The following is a 17,495-nucleotide window of genomic DNA, read 5'->3' on the forward strand; positions in this document are numbered from 1 at the left end:
ATCTCATAAAGCAGGTGGGTGGTGAGAAAGATCGTCATCGATTTTGCGATACGATCCAGGAAGGAGTGGTGAAAAGGTATAAATATTAGCGGGTTAGACTAAGATAATGAAAGTCAGCTATTTCACATTGCAGCGCCTGCTGCCAGCGCCCGATATCCTCAATCGGTGTAAACAGCGGGAACAGCTTACGGCAATCCAGCATGGCGACCAGCGCCTGTAAACTTTGCCGGGTCGGGTGCACATTCCAGCGGCAGAAATCCACATCACCTTTTTGCCACTGCTGCCGGGCCACGCGGTTAAGGTGTCCTGTAAACAGCGTCCGGTGATAAAAGTCGCCACGGGCGCGCAGTTCACCGGCCATTCCGCTCTGGCCATCGGGATCGGCGGCAAACAGAATCTTTACTTCAGGGGAAAACGGCGCGAGCGTCTGCAGTAGCTGCTGCAACGCCCCCACAACATCTTCTCGCACGCTGCCATCGTTGCAGTCGACCATCTGCCGGAGTAGCGCAAGGCAGGGCGCATCCAGCGCCATATCGGTATCTCCTTCTCTTGCCAGCAGGAGTGCCAGCTCTACCGCGCGCCCGGAAGGCGGGACCGGACAGAGTGTAGGACGCGTAAAGCAGCCCTGTAATTTAGCCCACTGCTCATGCTGCGCCACGTCGTACAGACCGTAAGAGGCATCCAGCAGCGCGACCTGCGCAGGGGGTGGGGTATCAAAGTGAAAAATGGTCGACTCCATACTGAAATCGCCACTGTAAAAAATACCGCCCGCCACGTTGAGGTGGAACCACACTCCTCCGAGGGCATGCCCACTGCTACCTGTCGTGACGGTTATCTCGCCAAGCTGAAACTGACCGCGCACCGGGATAATCTGAATATCATGGCCTGAGGGCAAGGCCTGCGCGGTGAGTGCCGTGCAGTACACCGGGATTGTCGATGGCAGACGATCCAGGCCTGCAATATGATCCACATGATCGTGACTGAGCAATACGGCATCGAGGTTGTCCGGCACCGGCCATGGATCATCGTCAGGATCCAGCGCCCCACCCGCATCCAGTAAAATTCGCTGCCGGGGCGTGGAGATGAGGATCGCTGCCGGGGCTTTAGCGTTCAGGCCACTGATAACGTCAATAACTATCGTCATGCCGCCTCCAGCCGCCAGCCCTGCAACAGGCGCACCCCCGTATGCTGCTGTTCACGCAAAGGGGAGTGGTGGAAGGCGCTGAGCATTTGTCCGTCCTGCAGACGCAGCGCCAGCAAATAGCGTTCCCCCTGGTAAATGCAGCTTTCAACCATCGCGACAAGGCCATTGCCGGTGATCTGAACGTGCTCCGGTCGAATGAGTACCTGCTGGCGCGGTCCGTCACTGCCTGACGCCATGCCATTGTGCAACTGGATGCTGTCCAGATCCTGTACATCGGCAGGGGCCGTCAGTGAGACAATACTGCCTTTGCCGATAAAGCCCGCGACCCAGGCATTATCCGGGTGCTGATAGAGCGTCTGCGGCGCACCCCACTGCATCAGCTCTCCTTTGTGCATCACGGCAATATGGCTCGCCAGCGCCATCGCTTCGGCCTGATCGTGGGTCACATAAACAAACGTGGCGCCGGTGCGACGATGAAAATCACGGAACGTCTGTTCCATAGTGGCGCGTAAATGTCTGTCGAGGTTCGCCAGCGGCTCGTCCAGCAGAACCACCTGCGGCTCCGACACCAGACAGCGGGCCAGCGCCACGCGCTGACGCTGCCCTCCACTCAGATCCTGCGGAGAACGGTCGGCATAGGCACCCAGTTCCACCACCTCCAGGGCTTCCATTACCTGCTTCTGACGTGCCGCACCCTGCACTTTGCGCAGCTTAAGCGGATAGCCTACGTTTTCCGCCACCGTCATATGCGGCCACAGGGCATAAGTCTGAAACACCATACCCATATCGCGCGTTTCGGGTGGCATATGGACGCGTGCATCCGCCAGCAGACGATCGCCAAGCAGCAGGCGGCCTGAAGATAAATGTTCTAATCCGGCAAGAATGCGCAGCGTCGTGGTTTTGCCACAGCCGCTTGGCCCCAACAGCGCCGTAAACGCCCCCTCGGGGATGGTCAGATCCAGGTCCCGTACCACGAGCTGATCGCCAAATGCCTTACACAACCGTTCCAGTTTCAGCTCTGCCACGGAATCACTCCTTTGGGTAAATACCTGCCAAGACGACTGAGCAGTAACATGACGCCTGCCACCAGCGCGACCACCAGCACGGAAATCGCCGAGGCCAGCACTTTGTTACCACTCTCATCCAGATTAAAAATCACCACGCCGATGGTCTCCTTGCCCGCGCTCCATAACAGCGCTGACACCGTCAGTTCATTGACCGCCGTCAGAAAGACCAACAGCGCACCGGCAAAGGCCGCAGGTGCCAGCAGCGGCAGAACAATATGACGTAACCGCTGGGAGAACCCGGCGCCCGCCAGACTTGCCGCCTCTTCCATTGCCGGATCAAGTTGCAACATGCTGTTGTGCACCGGCTTCAGGCACACCGTCAGGAAACGGGCGAGATAGGCAAGAAAAATAAGGGTCAGCGTCCCGCTGAGACTGATACCCACCCACGGCAGCGGGCGGGCAAACAGCAGGATAAATGCAATCGCCAGTACCACGCCGGGAAGGGTGTAGGGGATATCAATGACGCTGTACAGCCAGCGCAGCGGGCGGCTGGGGTAACGCACCAGTAGCCACGCCAGTGGCAGACAGAGGAGCATCAGCACCAGCGAAGCGCTCACTGAAAGCGTTACGCTGTTGATCAGGGCCCGCCATGTGGCGCTCTGATCGTCAAAGATGGCGCGCCAGGCCGAGAACGTCAGGGTCTCCATGTTCAGCGGCACACCGAGTGTCGGCACCAGCGACGTAACCAGCAACGCCAGCAACGGGGCCAGCAGAATGGCAAACAGCACCGCGCTTAACAGCAGTTCCGTTGCCAGTCGCCATTTGCCCAGTTCAAAACTCAGCGCACGCCCCGCCATGCCGATAAGGGGCAGCGCATAGCGCCGTTGCATACGCCCTTGCAGGGTAACAATACCGATGGCCAGCACCCCCATCAGCACCGACAGCGCCGCCACATCGTTGAGCATCGACGGGCCAAAGCTGGAGAGCGTCTGGTAAATCTGAATCGGCAACACAAAGTAAGAGATGGGAATGCCGAGCATCGCCGGGATGCCGAAGTTCCCCAGCGCCGAGACAAAGGCAATCGCCGCGCCCGACCAGAGCGCCGTGCGGCAAAGGGGTAAAACGATGTCGAAAAATACCCGCCACAGCGAAGCGCCATTGAGACGCGCGGCTTCAATCTGCTCTTTTGGCAGGCAGTGCAGTTGCGTGCGCAGCGCCAGAAAAACCAGCGGCGCATGTTGGATACCCAGCAAGAGCGCAATGCCTTCCGGCGAATAGAGCGGGTTGGGGCTACCAAACGCCGGAGCAAGACCAATGCTGTTGAGCAGAATACTGCCCGGCCCAAACAGCTGTAGCCAGCTTAGTGCCGTCACCTGTGGGGGGATCATCATCGGCAGCATAAACAGGAACACCCAAATCTGCTTACCGCGAATGTTGGTCAGCGCCAGGCAGAAAGCGAACAGGCTACCCAGCACCAGTGAGAGCAGGGTCCCCAGACCGCTGGTGTAAAGGCTGTTCCAGAGCGCTATCCAGGTGGTTTCACTGCTCATCACCCGCCACAGGCTGCTGTTGCTGCCCTGCTGCCAGTCGAAGAGTGCGGAGGTAAGCAGTCGCAGGCTGGGGAGCAGACTGAGCAGCGCAATCAGGCAGAGTAGCAGCCACAGCAGCCCTTTCGGAGGGCTGCGGGTAGCGGGTTGACGTAGGGTCATTGCGGTCATGACTTAGCGGTTTCCGAAGAGGTCGGCAAAACGTTTTTTGTTCGGTTCGGCATCCGCCAGCGCTTTCGCCGGGTCGTAGGCCATCAGCTTGATACTGTCGCGTGCCGGGAATCCAGCAGGAACGGGCAGAGCCGGGTCTGCGGTCAGATAGCCCTGTTTAAGCACCAGTTTTTGCCCTTCAGGAGAGAGTACAAAATCGATAAAGGCTTTTGCCCCTTCTCCGTTTTTCGCCTCTTTCATCATTGCGACGGGTTCCGTCACGATGCTGACCCCCTCTTTGGGGAAGACGAACTCGACGGGCGCACCCTTGGCTTTTTCACGGATCGCCATATAGTCCACCAGCACACCGTAGGCTTTGCTGCCGGAGGTAATCGCGCTCATTACCCCGCCGTTACCGCTTTGCGGCATTGCCCCGTTCTCTTTCAGTTTTTCGTAATACTGCCAGCCGAGCTGCGGGTCATTCATCAGGGTCGCGAGGTGGATTTGCGCCGCGCCGGAGTAGAGCGGGCTGGGCAGCGTGGTCATATTTTTCAGCTCAGGTTTGAGCAGATCCTGCCAGGAGTCCGGTTTCACCGGCGCTTTGGTGTGGTAGGCAATGCCGGTAGTGATGAGCTTGGTGCCGTAGTAGTAACCGTCTTTATCGTAGAGTTGCGCATCGTAGCGGCTGGCCTGCGGTGATTTATAGGCCGCCAGCAGATTTTTTTGCTTCAGGGATTCCATCGTCACGCTGTCAGCGATGAGCAATACGTCCGGGCTGGCTCCTCCGGCAGCGATTTCCGCCTGCAGACGGGCAATCAGCTTGGTGGTTCCGTCACGTATCCACTTCACTTCCACATCCGGGTGCGCCTGCTCAAACGCACTGACCGTCATCTGTGCATCTTCGTTAGGCTGGCTGGTATAGAGCGTGAGGGTCGATTTGGCGAAGGCCGACGCGCTCATCATGGCCAGAAAAACCACAGCCAGTGCAGGTGTTTTACTCATGTTTTCATCCCCTTGGTTTTCGTTGTGACGATTAAACCAACGGAATCTGACAGAAATATGACCTCCGTTTTTCGTAGTACTAATTTCATATTTGCGGGCTAGCATGTGCCAATCCGTTAAAGCAGGACGCAAATATGACCCCGGAAGCCCGCCGCAGCGAGATTGTCTCTCTCGTCACCGAACAGGGTGAAAGCAGTATTGAACAACTGGCCCACTACTTTGGCGTGTCATTACAAACCGTACGCAGCGACCTGCGTGAGCTCACCGCCCAGGGCCTGCTCTTACGCCGTCACGGGATGGTCGCTCCTTTCGCACGCGAAAATATTGGCTATCAGCAAAGGGAGATCGTGAACGTCATCGGCAAACGCTGGATGGGCGAGCGCGTGGTTCAGCTTCTCGCCGACGCGGAAAGCTGTTTTCTCGGCACCGGTACCACCGTCGAAATGGTCGCCCGCGCCCTGCCACAGGATACGCAACTGGCGGTCTGCACCAACAATCTGCACGCGGCCACACCGTTGAGCCTGCTTCCAGGCTGTGAACTGACGGTGGCAGGTGGGCGCGTACGCAAACGCGATCTGGACGTGATCGGCAGCGATGCCCTGACCTTTTTTCGCCGCTATCGGGTTGATATGGGTGTGGTCTCCGTAGGCGGCATTGGTGAAGAGGGTGAGTTATATGATTTTAACGACGAGGAAGTGGTGGCCCGCCTGGCGCTGGTCGCCAGCGCGGAGGTGAACGTGCTGGTGGTAGACAGCACCAAATTTGGCCGTCGGGCGATGTGCCGCAACGGCGATATCGGCGATTTTCACTATGTGGTCAGCGACCGCACACCCACGCCGCAGCAAAGAGCATTGCTGGCGCAACGCAATACAACATGGTTGTGCCGGGAGGAGTAAAATATAATCCCCAGCGTCGCGACTTATTTTCAAATTGATCGTACAGAGATCTCGTAATACGTGATCTCTGCGGGTCGCAAATAAATTCCATTAAATATATAAATACATTACAGCCAAACCATTAATTAACGTCAGGATGCCGTTAATTTTCAGCATCAATATAACTAAAGGATTAACAATGCCCACCTATACTGTAAGCACTCAAATTCGCTCCAACGTCAAACCCGAGGATATTCTTTATGACCTATTAATTTATCGAATGGATTCACGGCGTAATAAACATATTCTTGTGGATGTGACGCAACAACAAATACAAAGTAATTATGAAACCCAACGCCATATTACTCAGGAAACTGACGATCCGTTCTCAACGATGTATATCATGAAAGTCACCCTTTACTGGAAAGGCAGGCTGGGGGCATCGCGCATTCACGAAACCCCTTTTACCAAAATGTATACCTTAGCGGAATTCAGTTCCGGGCGTGCATGGTCTTCAATTAAACGTGAGAATCCGTGTTTCTTCGTTACCACCGGGTACACCCGTCGAGTCAAACCCGGTGAAACCAATATACAGGAGGTCAAAATATCCAGACCCGAACGCCCGTTTATTGCGAAAGAGTACCCTATTGGCCATGACCTCGATCCCTTCGAGCGTAGCACCATTAGAGAACAGATAACCACGCGATTTAATCAGCTGGATTATCCTAATCAGGGGTGGGGAAGTTTGTGCGGCCCAGCCGCATTTTTCTACTGCCTGCAAATAGACAGACCCGATGTCTACGCGCAGGCCGCCCGTGAACTCTGGTGCTGGGGTAAAACCAAAATTGGCGAGCTGGAAATTGTGCCGGGAGAGGGATGTAGACACCCGTCAGGGGAATTTTACGACCATGACTTAACCCCCCCAGATCCTATTATTCCTGGTGTTGACTGGATAACCCTCGCCAGTCTCAGAGATTCGGAAAATGCGGTGATTAACTACGACACCGTCGACTCCCCTGCCGCCGGAGTCACCATGTGGCAGACTCTGACAGAGTGGTTCCAGAAGGCGGGCTATGAACTGGTATTCTGCAATGCAGGTATCACCCGGGGCAGCGTGGAAGACATTCATATCTTTAATGATTACGTCAACAGAGGGTACAAAGTCGTTACGCTGGTCGCCGGAGGATTACTGGACGGTAACGATTCAATTTTCACTGTGCCGAATCACTGGATCGTTTGGAACAGTCAGTTAACGCAAAGTGACAGAGGCGAAATATCCTTAGCACTTTTCTCATGGGGAAAAGTAAAAAACCACATTAAATCGGACATGACTACCCGTCGTTTTCTCAATCGTTTCTTCGGGGGCATGGTTTTTAAGCCATTAAAATAAATATGAATAAAATACATCTCATTATCATAGTATTATTTTTGACATCATGCAGTCGGCACGTTTCGTTTTTGCCTGAATATCCCATGTTACGTGACGCTGTTGTTCATCAACCTTACTCGGCAAAAATCAATATTTTCGGCGCCCCAGTTATTAGTCCAGGCATAGTATTGCGTCTTAATCCAGAGGATACGGGCTTGACCATCAAATATTGCCCGACCCCAGAATGGCGCATGTCAGACACAACATCAGACACTCGCGATCTAAATTGTATCCTCGTACAGGGAACTCCCGTTAAACCCGGAATTGTCACTTTTGTCGTGGGTGGAGGTGTCTATGGGTCGATGTTTGTAAGTGCCACCAGATTTAAGAAAACCTACACCATTAATGTTCTGGACCATTAACATACACATTCAGAAGATGAATAGCATAAATATTCTCTACAGTCATAACTCAAGGATGAATCAATGCATGAATAAAATCTTTATATTGATGATGACAATATGTTTGACATCATGCAGCCAACATTTTTCTTTCTTACCAGAAAACCCCAGGTTACATGATGCTGTATTACATCAGCCTTACTCGGCGAAAATCAACATCTTCGGTGCCAGTGTTTCTGGCTCCGGAAATTCATTACGTCTTAATCCAGAGGATACTGGGCTGACCATCAAATATTGCCCGCTCCCAGAATGGCGCATGTCAGACAAAACAACAGACACCCGTGATCTAAATTGTATTCAGGTGCAAGGCACCCCTGTCAAAACAGGGGTGGTCACCTTCCTGGTGGCGGGAGGTGGCTACGCACATATGTTTGAAAGCTCCACGAGATTTAAGAAAACCTACACCATCAACATCGTCGATCCGAAAGACAAGTAAATAAAGCGATTGCCTGGGCGATCGCTTTTCATTATGAGTCACCCACTTCTCAGGCCTGGCGCAAATTCTGCGCCGCTTTCACCATATTCGCCAGTGCGGCACGGGTTTCTGGCCAGCCGCGGGTTTTCAGGCCGCAGTCCGGGTTCACCCACAGGCGCTCCGCCGGGATGCGCTGGGCGGCTTTTGCCAGCAGGGCTTCAATCCACTCTACGCTTGGGACGTTCGGCGAATGGATGTCGTAGACGCCCGGCCCGATGTCGTTCGGGTAGTCGAAAGCTTCAAACGACTCCAGCAGTTCCATATCCGAGCGTGACGTTTCAATGGTGATCACGTCAGCATCCAGTGCGGCGATGGAATCCATGATGTCGTTAAACTCGCAATAACACATATGGGTGTGGATCTGGGTATCATCTTTCGCTACCGCCGCGTTAATGCGGAAAGCTTCGACGCCCCAGGCCAGATACGCCTCCCAGTCGCTACGGCGCAGCGGCAGCCCCTCACGCAGGGCCGGTTCATCAATCTGAATGATGCCGATACCGGCCGCTTCCAGATCCGCTACTTCGTCACGCAGCGCCAGCGCAATCTGTTTGGCGATGGTTTCACGGCTCACATCTTCGCGCGGGAAGGACCAGCACAGGATCGTCACAGGGCCGGTCAGCATCCCTTTTACCGGCTTGTCGGTCAGAGATTGGGCGTACTTCGCCCACTCCACGGTAATGGCTTCCGGGCGGCTGACGTCGCCAATTACCACTGGCGGCTTCACGCAGCGGGAGCCGTAACTCTGCACCCAGCCGTTCTGCGTGAAGACAAAACCGTCCAGATGCTCACCAAAGTACTCGACCATGTCGTTACGCTCGGCTTCGCCGTGTACCAGTACGTCCAGCCCCAGCCGCTCCTGCTCCACAATCGCCTGTTTGATGTGTTCAGCAATGCCGGTGCGATAGTGGTTAGCGTCGAGATTGCCTTTTTTGAAGTCCAGACGCAGGCCACGAATCTCGGTGGTTTGCGGGAACGAACCGATGGTGGTGGTGGGCCAGGCAGGCAGTTTAAAACGTGCACGCTGGGCTACTGCACGCACGGTGTAAGGACTGTTGCGCTGGCTCTCCTGCGCGGTAATGGCTGCAAGTCGTTTTGCAACAGCGCTATTGTGCACGCGGGTGGAGTGGCGACGTTCCTGAATCGGTACGCTCCAGGCTTTGATGGCAGTGGTATCACCGCTGTTCAGCGCATCGCGCAGCAGTGCGAGCTCTTCACATTTCTGTAGCGCGAAGGCAAACCAGCTCTTTACCTCGGCATCAAGACGCGTTTCTACGTTCAGATCGATGGGGCTATGCAACAGCGAACAGGAAGGGGCCACCCATAGCGGACGTTGGCCGTTGATCACCGCAATTTGTGCATATTTCTCTGTAAGATCGGCACGCCAGACGTTACGACCGTTAATCAGGCCTGCCGAGAGCAACCAGTCAGAGGGCAGGCGCTCATGTAGCCTCACAACGTCATCGTTACCGTGAACAAGATCAACGTGCAGCCCCTGTACCGGCAGCGCCGTAATGGTGTCCAGGTTAGGGGTGACGCCCTCGAAATAGGTCGTTAACAACAGCTTCACCTGCCCGGACAGCGCGTCGTACGCCGGTTTGAACGCATCCAGCCACACCTGTGGCAGTTCCAGTACCAGCGCAGGTTCGTCAATCTGTACCCACTCAATGCCGCGTGTTGCCAGTTCAGCCAGTACCTGCTGGTAGACCGGCAGAATATCGTTCAGCAGGCTCAGGCGATCAAAGGGTTCACCTTTGACTTTACCCAACCACAGGTAAGTGACCGGGCCTAACAATACAGGTTTAACTCTGTGGCCCAGCGCCAGCGCGTCGTCCACTTCCTCCAGCAGTTGCGTCCAGCGCAGACTGAACTGTTGGCCTTTGACGAACTCCGGCACCATGTAGTGATAGTTGGTGTTAAACCACTTGGTCATTTCCGCTGCTGCTGCCGGTTCACCGGTGGGCGCACGGCCACGACCCATGCGGAACAGCGTATCAATATCGATAGCACCGTCTCTGTTCTGATGACGAGCCGGAACATTGCCGAGCAGCAGGCTGGTGGTCAGAACGTGATCGTACCAGGCGAAGTCGCCCACCGGCAACAGGTCAATGCCCGCCGCTTTTTGCTGCTCCCAGTGACGGGCACGCAGTTCGCGGCCAACCGCCAGCAGCTCTTCACGGGAAAGGTTGCCCGCCCAATAGCTCTCTTGCGCTTTTTTCAGCTCGCGACGCAGACCAACGCGAGGAAAACCGAGGGTGTGTGTGATAACTGTCATTTGCGCTTCCTCTAAGTCATTGTCAATACGTTAGATTTTGAATTCAGGGCAGGCAGCACGTTTGCTTATTTCCGGGAGCTTACTGAAGTAAGTGGCCGGAGCAGGTAAACGCAGCCACCGCGTCATAAATTTAAAAGACGACGGATTTTAGACGTCCAGATGTTTACACATCTATAATCAAAAGGTACTGTATATTCCTCAAGCGCAAATTTGTCATGCCGGAGTGAAGGACTTTCATGATCGAAATTAAACATCTGAAAACGCTGCAGGCGTTACGCAACAGCGGTTCTCTCGCGGCGGCGGCGGCATCGCTGCACCAGACTCAGTCCGCCCTTTCCCACCAGTTCAGCGATCTGGAACAGCGCCTGGGCTTCCGGCTGTTTGTGCGTAAAAGTCAGCCCCTGCGCTTTACGCCGCAGGGCGAAATCCTGCTGCAACTGGCAAACCAGGTGCTGCCACAAATCACCAGCGCGTTGCAGGCCTGCAATAAACCGCAGCAAACACGCCTGCGCATCGCCATTGAATGTCACAGCTGTATCCAGTGGTTGACGCCGGCGCTGGAGCGTTTTCATACCCAGTGGCCGCAGGTGGAGATGGATTTTAAATCAGGCGTGACCTTTGACCCGCAGCCAGCCTTACAGCAGGGCGAGCTGGATCTGGTGATGACATCGGACATTCTGCCGCGCAGCGGGCTGTACTATTCGCCGATGTTTGATTTTGAAGTGCGGCTGGTGCTCTCGCCTGACCATCCTCTTGCTTCACGGGCGCGAATCGCACCGGAAGATATTGCCGCCGAAACGCTGCTTATTTACCCGGTGCAACGCAGTCGTCTGGATATCTGGCGTCACTTCCTGCAACCGGCAGGCGTCAGCCCGTCGCTAAAAAGTGTGGATAACACCCTGTTATTGATTCAGATGGTGGCGGCGCGGATGGGGATTGCCGCACTGCCGCACTGGGTGGTGGAGAGTTTTGAACGCCAGGGGCTGGTGGTGACAAAGACGCTGGGAGAAGGCTTGTGGAGCCGGTTGTACGCCGCCACACGCGATGGTGAGCAGCGTCAACCGGTGACCGAGGCGTTTATTCGCTCAGCGCGGAACCACGCTTGCGACCATCTGCCGTTTGTGCGGAGCGCGGAGCGACCCACTGTCGATGGACCCACAGCGAGGCCATTATCACCGAGCCACCAATAATAAAGCTCGGCCAGTGGGGCTGCTCCTGCCAGATGGCAAGGTTAACCAGCAGCCCGGCCGGAACGTGCACATTATTCATGATGCCAAGCGTACCGGCATCCACCTGCGTTGCCCCGTAGTTCCACATGAAGTAGCCAAGCCCTGACGCCACCACGCCCAGCCAGATCAGCACGCCCCACTGTACGTTGGTGGTTGGCAGTTTTTGTGGATTTCCCAGCGCAAACCAGGCGGTCACCGCCACCACAAACGCACCGAGGTAGAACCACGCAAACGCGTTGTGCTGCGGCATAGGACGGGTTTCCATCAGGCGTTTATAGCCCACCATGCCGATGGCGAAACTGAGGTTGGCAAGCTGAACAAACATCAGCCCTGTCCAGAAGTGCTCACTGACTTTGTCATAACGAATAATCGCCGCTCCCACCACCGCCAGCAGCGCACTCAGCGCATAGCCCCAGCGCAGTTTGCGTTTACTGAGCAGATCGTAAATGAGGGTGATATAAAGCGGCGTGAAGACGGTGAAGAGCAGGAACTCCGAGACTGTCAGGTAGAGGTAGGCCCGGAAGCTGAACAGGTACATAATGCCCAGTTGGAGCGCCCCCACCAGCATATACAAACCGATTGTTTTAAAGGGTAGCCCGCGCGTGCGCAGGAAAGGTAAAAAGACCAGCGCCGCCAGCCCGACGCGCATCAGCACCGAAAAATAGCTGTCAACATGCCCGGCAAGGTACTCGCCAATCAGGCTAAAAGAGAAGGCCCACAGGATCGTGGTAATGATGAGAAGCGCCACAATGAATGTCTCTCTGGATAAGGAACACCCATTGTAGCGGAGTCTTTGGTTGACAACTGGTCAATAAATAACCCTATCGTCACTCAAGAAAGAGTTTGCGTAGATAATGTGGGACAGCGTTGTCGGCGTTAGTACCAATCACTTCCAGCTCCGGGTGCAGATCCTTCAGGCGCTGATGGGCGTTGCCCATGATGCATCCTTTGCCCGCCATAGAGAGCATTTCGGCATCGTTCATGCCGTCGCCAAAGGAGATGCACTCTTTAAGGCTGTAACCCAGCGCTGCGGATACGGCCTCCAGCGCATGCCCTTTCGACACGCCGCCTGCCATTACTTCCAGGCAGGTTAACGTGGAGAAACTCACGTTAACGCGATCGCCCCAGCGGGCGTTTATCGCCTGCTCCAGAGGCAGGAGCTGTTCATGCGAGTCGCTGGTAAAGAAGACTTTGCTGATCCCTTCCGGCTCCAGCAAGCCTGGCTCGTAGAGGGAATACTGGAAAATTGCCTCTTTAAAGAAACGCATTTCATCCGGACGGTGGCGGTTCATAAACCACTCGTCATCACGGTAGACGTTAGTGATGATGTCCGGGTTGTTATGCACCACGCCAAACAGGTCAGCGGCGATGTCCCGATCGAGGTTATGGGTGAACACCAGATTGCCGTCGGTATCGTGTACGCGCGCGCCATTCGAGGTGATCATGTAGGCTTTGATCTCCAGGTTGTCGCGGATTTGCCCGACATCCACATGGTGACGACCCGTGGCGAAAACGAAGTTCACCCCGCGCGCAGTGAGGAGCTTGAGCGTATCCTTCGCAAACGGGGAGAGTGTGTGGTCGGGGGAGAGCAATGTGCCATCTAAATCAGATGCAACAACCTGATACATAAGAACCTTATACCTCAATAATTCATTAGTTATGCCGATCGAAGAAGTCGACGATGGCGCTGAGCGCGACTGAGCGCATGGCGTCCTCTTCAAAGAGGATCTCATGGTACGCGCCCTTTATGACAAGCGGCTTGCCCCCTTCACAAGGGTGACCCGCTGCGGCGCGAATGTCGCAGAAGCGATCGTGCATGCGGTTATCCACAACACGCTCTTCTTCTGCCTGAATAATCAACATCGGCGAGGTGTCTGATGCCGCCCCTGCCAGCACCTCTTCACCGGCCAGAATGCCTTCCCGCACCCAGTGCCAGGTTGGCCCGCCAACGCGTAACTGAGGCTCATCAGCATAAAAACGCAGGTTGCGTCGGTAACGTTCGCGGCTATGGGTCAGGGTGTTGATGGCAAACGGCAGCGCGTGCCAGCGTCCCGTGCCGATGGCGTAATTTTCACGAATGCGCGGGTAGCCTTCGGCCCAGTCCAGCAACGGGCGTACCATCCAGTCTGGCAGATGAATAATGATGCCGAACATGGGCGCGCACAGCGCAATAGCATCACAATTTGCCTGCGGATGGCGCTGTAAAAAGAGCGTGGCAATCGCACCGCCCATAGAATGGGCCAGGATGTAGCGCTTACGCCACGGGCCGGGAGCCACTTCCTGTTCCCAGAATGCCGCCAGATCGTCAACGTAATCACTGAAATTGACCACGTGGCCCCGGTGCGAATCTTCCAGCATACGCCCCGACCGCCCCTGACCGCGATGGTCAATAATGAGCACATCAAACCCAAGATGAAACAGGTCATAGGCCAGTTCGGCATACTTCACATAGCTTTCAATACGGCCAGGGCAGACCACGATAACCCGATCGTGCCCGGTGGCATGGAAACGGACAAAACGCACCGGGACGTCATCCACGCCGGTAAACTCTGCCTCTTCACGCTGACGCCAGAAATCGGTTAACGGACCTGTAGCAAAGGCAGCAAACGCGCTTTCTCTGGTTTCCCACTCCTTGTTTCGCCGGAACATTGGGTACGCCCTCACTCACACGACCAAAACGTTTTTTGTGACCTATAGCAACCTCTGCGGACAATAGCGTATTGTGGCATAAAAACAGACAATCAGGGAGTTTCTCATGACCTTCGAGTGGTGGTTCGCCTATCTGCTGACGTCCATTATCCTCAGCCTTTCGCCCGGTTCCGGGGCGATCAATACCATGACCACCTCGCTAAGCCACGGTTATCGTGGCGCGGCGGCGTCCATTGCCGGGCTACAAACTGGCCTTGGTATTCACATTGTGCTGGTGGGCGTAGGTCTGGGCACCCTTTTCTCCCGCTCGGTGCTGGCGTTTGAAGTACTGAAATGGGCGGGGGCTGCCTACCTGATCTGGCTCGGTATTCAACAATGGCGCGCCGCCGGGGCGATTGACCTCAATACCCTTGCCCGGACGCAATCCCGCTCGCGTCTGTTTAAGCGCGCCGTGTTTGTGAATCTCACCAACCCCAAAAGCATTGTCTTTCTGGCCGCGCTGTTTCCACAATTTATTGTGCCGCAGCAGCCGCAAATCATGCAGTACGTGGTGCTGGGCGTGACCACCATTGTGGTGGATATCATTGTGATGATTGGCTACGCGACGCTGGCGCAGCGTATCGCTGGCTGGATTAAAGGGCCACATCAGATGAAAGCGTTAAATAAGGTGTTTGGGTCGTTATTTATGCTGGTGGGGGCACTGCTGGCATCGGCACGTCATGCCTGATGAGATAACCGGATGGCGTCAGCTATCCGGTAGAAAACTTACCGCGAAATGATCAGATGAATACCGAAACCGGCGAACAGCGCACCGGCAAAACCGTCAATCCACTTCGCCAGACGCTGATAACCACGACGCATCGCCGGAAGAGCGAACAGGCTTGCCACCACGGTAAACCAGGCAAAGGTTTCCACAATGATCAGTACGAAAATACCCCAGCGCGCGCCCGTACCGACACTGTCTCCCACAAACAGTGAGAATACCGAGCCGAAGTAGATGATGGCTTTGGGATTGGCGAGATTCGTCAGCAGCCCCTTCATAAAGCTGCGCCCGCTGGTCGCCAGCTCCACCGCAGGCGCTTCGGCGGTTTTCTCTTCTTTTTTCAGCGCGCCGCGCAGCATCTGGTAACCCATCCAGCACAGATACAGGCCACCGCCGACCATAATAATGCTGTGCAGCCAGGCCATTTTCTCAAGGATCAGGTTCAGACCGAGCAGCGCAACGGCCGCCCAGACCATCACGCCTGCGGTGATGCCCAGCACACCCATCATCGCCTCTTTACGGGAGCGGCTAACGGCGGTTTGCGACACAAAGAAAAAGTCCGGGCCTGGACTCATTAACGCCACAATGTGCACCAGGGCGACGGTGAGGAAGAGCATGACCATGTTTAACTCGCGGAAAAATAGTAAAGTGGGTAACTATCCTGGCACTTTTCGCGCCTGCTGACTACTCATCATCACCGTCAACGTGGGCACGGATCAGCGCCATAAACTCCTGACCAAACCGTTCGAGTTTACGAACCCCAACGCCATTAACTCCCAGCATTTCACCCGGCGTAATGGGCATCTGTTCCGCCATTTCGATAAGCGTTGCGTCATTGAAGACCACATACGGCGGCACGTTGTTTTCATCAGCAATCGCTTTACGCAGTTTGCGTAGCTTGGCGAAGAGCTTACGATCATAGTTGCCGACGGCGGCCTTTTGCATCACCCTGGATTTAATCGCCACCATGCGCGGTACGGCCAGTTGCAACGGTATTTCACCCCGCAGCACGGGACGCGCGGCATCCGTCATCTGTAAGCATGAGTGTTGCGCAATATTCTGCGTGACCAGCCCCAAATGGATGAGTTGTCGAATCACGCTCACCCAGTGCTCATGGCTTTTATCCCGCCCCATCCCGTACACCTTAAGCTTATCGTGGCCAAGCTCACGGATACGTTGGTTATTTGCGCCACGGATCACTTCCACCACATAGCCCATCCCGAACCGCTGATTAACCCGACCAATGGTGGAGAGGGCAATTTGCGCATCGGTGAGCCCATCATAGCGTTTTGGGGGATCGAGGCAGATATCGCAGTTACCGCAGGGTGCCTGTCGCCCTTCGCCGAAATAGTTCAGCAGCACAAGGCGACGGCAGGTTTGCGCCTCAGCAAAGGCTCCCATCGCGTTCAGTTTGTGGCGTTCGATATCCTGCAACTGCCCGGCGGGTTTCTCTTCCAGACAGCGACGCAGCCAGGCCATATCTTCCGGGGCATAAAACAACATGGCTTCCGCCGGTAACCCGTCTCGTCCGGCACGACCGGTTTCCTGATAATAGGATTCGATGTTGCGCGGAATATCGAAATGCACCACAAAGCGCACGTTGGGTTTGTTGATGCCCATCCCGAAGGCCACGGTGGCGACCACGATTTGCAGGTCATCGCGCTGGAATTTCTCCTGCACGCTGGCGCGCACGTCGTTTTCCAGCCCGGCATGGTAGGCCGCCGCACTGAACCCCCGACTTTGCAGACGTGCGGCGGTGTCTTCCACTTTCGCACGACTGTTGCAGTAGATAATCCCCGCTTTGCCACGCTGGTCATGCACGTAGCGCAGGAGCTGATCGAGCGGTTTAAACTTCTCCATCAGCATGTAGCGGATGTTCGGACGGTCGAAGCTGCTGATTTGAATCAGCGGGTCGTTGAGCCCGAGCAGACGCACAATGTCCGCCCGTGTAGTGTCATCGGCCGTGGCGGTGAGCGCCATAAAGGGCACCGCGGGCAAATACTGGCGCAACTGCCCAAGAGCGGCATATTCCGGGCGGAAATCATGGCCCCACTGAGAGATACAGTGCGCCTCGTCCACGGCTAACAGAGTGAGGTTCCAGTGGCGAAGCTGGTCCAGGAAATTGTCGAGCATCAGACGCTCGGGGGCGATATAGAGCAGACGAATTTGCCCGGTTCGGCACCCTGCCATCACCTCAAGCTGTTGCTCGCGCGTCTGCGTTGAATTGAGACACGCCGCCGCCACACCGTTGGCAAGGAGCTGATCGACCTGGTCTTTCATCAACGAGATAAGCGGTGAGACCACCAGGGTTAATCCCGGAAGGATCAACGCCGGAATTTGATAACAGAGGGATTTTCCGCCACCCGTGGGCATCACGACGAGACAATCGCGACCGGCGAGCGCCGTGTCGATAATATCCACCTGGCCCGGACGGAACTGCTGGTAGCCAAAGGTTTCACGTAAAACCTGTAGAGCTGCCGATTCCAGATTCAAAACTTCCGCCTGCGCCACATTTACCCCATTCAACCGCAAAAAACAGGCGCTATTTTCAG

The 17,495-nt window shown here is 55.5% G+C and carries 15 protein-coding genes; 5 read left to right on the forward strand and 10 right to left on the reverse strand.

Translation table 11 applies throughout. The features are described from left to right. Positions 1–85: 85 nt before the first annotated feature. The 4 genes from KXR87_RS14615 to KXR87_RS14630 are packed head-to-tail and all read right to left on the reverse strand — an operon-like array spanning position 86 to position 4,850. Complete coding sequence (locus KXR87_RS14615; protein WP_437432967.1) at positions 86–1,144, reverse strand: MBL fold metallo-hydrolase; 1,059 nt, start codon at positions 1,142–1,144, stop codon at positions 86–88. Continuing rightward, the gene (locus KXR87_RS14620) at positions 1,141–2,169 is read right to left on the reverse strand and encodes an ABC transporter ATP-binding protein (RefSeq protein WP_437432968.1); all 1,029 of its coding nucleotides are present in this window, start codon (positions 2,167–2,169) and stop codon (positions 1,141–1,143) included. The genes KXR87_RS14615 and KXR87_RS14620 overlap by 4 nt, the downstream gene beginning before the upstream one ends. Next, positions 2,157–3,869: an ABC transporter permease gene (locus tag KXR87_RS14625; protein ID WP_437432969.1), complete on the reverse strand. Its 1,713-nt coding sequence runs from the start codon at positions 3,867–3,869 to the stop codon at positions 2,157–2,159. Before KXR87_RS14625 ends, KXR87_RS14620 begins: the two co-directional genes overlap by 13 nt. Before the next feature lie 3 nt (positions 3,870–3,872). Further along, positions 3,873–4,850 carry an ABC transporter substrate-binding protein gene (locus KXR87_RS14630; protein ID WP_437432970.1) on the reverse strand — a complete coding sequence of 326 codons (978 nt, stop codon included), beginning with the start codon at positions 4,848–4,850 and terminating at the stop codon, positions 3,873–3,875. A 134-nt stretch (positions 4,851–4,984) separates the two neighbouring features. Between KXR87_RS14630 and KXR87_RS14635 the strand changes: the two genes are divergently transcribed. The 3 genes from KXR87_RS14635 to KXR87_RS14645 all read left to right on the forward strand — a co-directional run bounded on the left by KXR87_RS14635 (position 4,985) and on the right by KXR87_RS14645 (position 7,991). Beyond that, positions 4,985–5,746, forward strand: a complete 762-nt coding sequence (locus KXR87_RS14635) for a DeoR/GlpR family DNA-binding transcription regulator (RefSeq protein WP_437432971.1) — start codon at positions 4,985–4,987, stop codon at positions 5,744–5,746. Between the two features lie 178 nt (positions 5,747–5,924). Next, a complete protein-coding gene (locus KXR87_RS14640) occupies positions 5,925–7,115 on the forward strand; it encodes a hypothetical protein (RefSeq protein ID WP_437432972.1) in 1,191 nt (396 codons plus the stop codon). A 468-nt stretch (positions 7,116–7,583) separates the two neighbouring features. Continuing rightward, on the forward strand, positions 7,584–7,991 hold the full coding sequence (locus tag KXR87_RS14645) for a hypothetical protein (protein ID WP_437432973.1): 408 nt from the start codon (positions 7,584–7,586) through the stop codon (positions 7,989–7,991). A gap of 49 nt (positions 7,992–8,040) precedes the next feature. Here the strand turns inward: KXR87_RS14645 and metE are convergent, their stop codons facing one another. Continuing rightward, on the reverse strand, positions 8,041–10,302 hold the full coding sequence (metE, locus tag KXR87_RS14650; RefSeq protein WP_437432974.1) for a 5-methyltetrahydropteroyltriglutamate--homocysteine S-methyltransferase: 2,262 nt from the start codon (positions 10,300–10,302) through the stop codon (positions 8,041–8,043). Between the two features lie 236 nt (positions 10,303–10,538). On the opposite strand from metE, the gene metR reads away from it, so the two are divergent. Continuing rightward, positions 10,539–11,492: an HTH-type transcriptional regulator MetR gene (metR, locus tag KXR87_RS14655; RefSeq protein ID WP_437432975.1), complete on the forward strand. Its 954-nt coding sequence runs from the start codon at positions 10,539–10,541 to the stop codon at positions 11,490–11,492. On the opposite strand, the gene KXR87_RS14660 is transcribed toward metR, so the two are convergent. The 3 genes from KXR87_RS14660 to pldB all read right to left on the reverse strand — a co-directional run bounded on the left by KXR87_RS14660 (position 11,380) and on the right by pldB (position 14,180). After that, on the reverse strand, positions 11,380–12,279 hold the full coding sequence (locus tag KXR87_RS14660) for a carboxylate/amino acid/amine transporter (protein WP_437432976.1): 900 nt from the start codon (positions 12,277–12,279) through the stop codon (positions 11,380–11,382). The genes metR and KXR87_RS14660 overlap by 113 nt on opposite strands. Before the next feature lie 79 nt (positions 12,280–12,358). Continuing rightward, positions 12,359–13,159 carry a sugar/pyridoxal phosphate phosphatase YigL gene (yigL, locus tag KXR87_RS14665; protein WP_437432977.1) on the reverse strand — a complete coding sequence of 267 codons (801 nt, stop codon included), beginning with the start codon at positions 13,157–13,159 and terminating at the stop codon, positions 12,359–12,361. 25 nt (positions 13,160–13,184) lie between these two features. Next, on the reverse strand, positions 13,185–14,180 hold the full coding sequence (gene pldB / locus KXR87_RS14670) for a lysophospholipase L2 (protein ID WP_437432978.1): 996 nt from the start codon (positions 14,178–14,180) through the stop codon (positions 13,185–13,187). Between the two features lie 106 nt (positions 14,181–14,286). Between pldB and rhtB the strand changes: the two genes are divergently transcribed. After that, positions 14,287–14,907, forward strand: coding sequence for a homoserine/homoserine lactone efflux protein (gene rhtB, locus KXR87_RS14675; RefSeq protein WP_437432979.1), 621 nt, complete (start codon positions 14,287–14,289; stop codon positions 14,905–14,907). 38 nt (positions 14,908–14,945) lie between these two features. Here rhtB and rhtC read toward each other — a convergent pair whose 3' ends face one another. Together rhtC and recQ are read right to left on the reverse strand one after the other, a co-directional pair. Continuing rightward, entirely contained in the window at positions 14,946–15,566 is a 621-nt protein-coding gene (gene rhtC, locus KXR87_RS14680) for a threonine export protein RhtC (protein WP_437432980.1), read from the reverse strand. Positions 15,567–15,627: 61 nt separating this feature from the next. Beyond that, the gene (gene recQ, locus KXR87_RS14685; RefSeq protein ID WP_437432981.1) at positions 15,628–17,454 is read right to left on the reverse strand and encodes an ATP-dependent DNA helicase RecQ; all 1,827 of its coding nucleotides are present in this window, start codon (positions 17,452–17,454) and stop codon (positions 15,628–15,630) included. Positions 17,455–17,495 lie beyond the last annotated feature (41 nt).

Origin of the sequence: Yokenella regensburgei, from assembly GCF_051486985.1 — a bacterium.
Classification (GTDB): Bacteria; Pseudomonadota; Gammaproteobacteria; order Enterobacterales; family Enterobacteriaceae; genus CBFFRJ01.

Excerpts from the sequence above, each read along its gene's own strand:
- rhtB (WP_437432979.1), top strand. The coding sequence starts at position 14,287 with ATGACCTTCGAGTGGTGGTTCGCCTATCTGCTGACGTCCATTATCCTC.
- KXR87_RS14630 (WP_437432970.1), bottom strand. The coding sequence starts at position 4,850 with ATGAGTAAAACACCTGCACTGGCTGTGGTTTTTCTGGCCATGATGAGC.
- KXR87_RS14615 (WP_437432967.1), bottom strand. The coding sequence starts at position 1,144 with ATGACGATAGTTATTGACGTTATCAGTGGCCTGAACGCTAAAGCCCCG.
- metR (WP_437432975.1), top strand. The coding sequence starts at position 10,539 with ATGATCGAAATTAAACATCTGAAAACGCTGCAGGCGTTACGCAACAGC.
- pldB (WP_437432978.1), bottom strand. The coding sequence starts at position 14,180 with ATGTTCCGGCGAAACAAGGAGTGGGAAACCAGAGAAAGCGCGTTTGCT.
- KXR87_RS14645 (WP_437432973.1), top strand. The coding sequence starts at position 7,584 with ATGAATAAAATCTTTATATTGATGATGACAATATGTTTGACATCATGC.
- KXR87_RS14640 (WP_437432972.1), top strand. The coding sequence starts at position 5,925 with ATGCCCACCTATACTGTAAGCACTCAAATTCGCTCCAACGTCAAACCC.
- metE (WP_437432974.1), bottom strand. The coding sequence starts at position 10,302 with ATGACAGTTATCACACACACCCTCGGTTTTCCTCGCGTTGGTCTGCGT.
- KXR87_RS14635 (WP_437432971.1), top strand. The coding sequence starts at position 4,985 with ATGACCCCGGAAGCCCGCCGCAGCGAGATTGTCTCTCTCGTCACCGAA.
- rhtC (WP_437432980.1), bottom strand. The coding sequence starts at position 15,566 with ATGGTCATGCTCTTCCTCACCGTCGCCCTGGTGCACATTGTGGCGTTA.
- KXR87_RS14625 (WP_437432969.1), bottom strand. The coding sequence starts at position 3,869 with ATGACCGCAATGACCCTACGTCAACCCGCTACCCGCAGCCCTCCGAAA.
- yigL (WP_437432977.1), bottom strand. The coding sequence starts at position 13,159 with ATGTATCAGGTTGTTGCATCTGATTTAGATGGCACATTGCTCTCCCCC.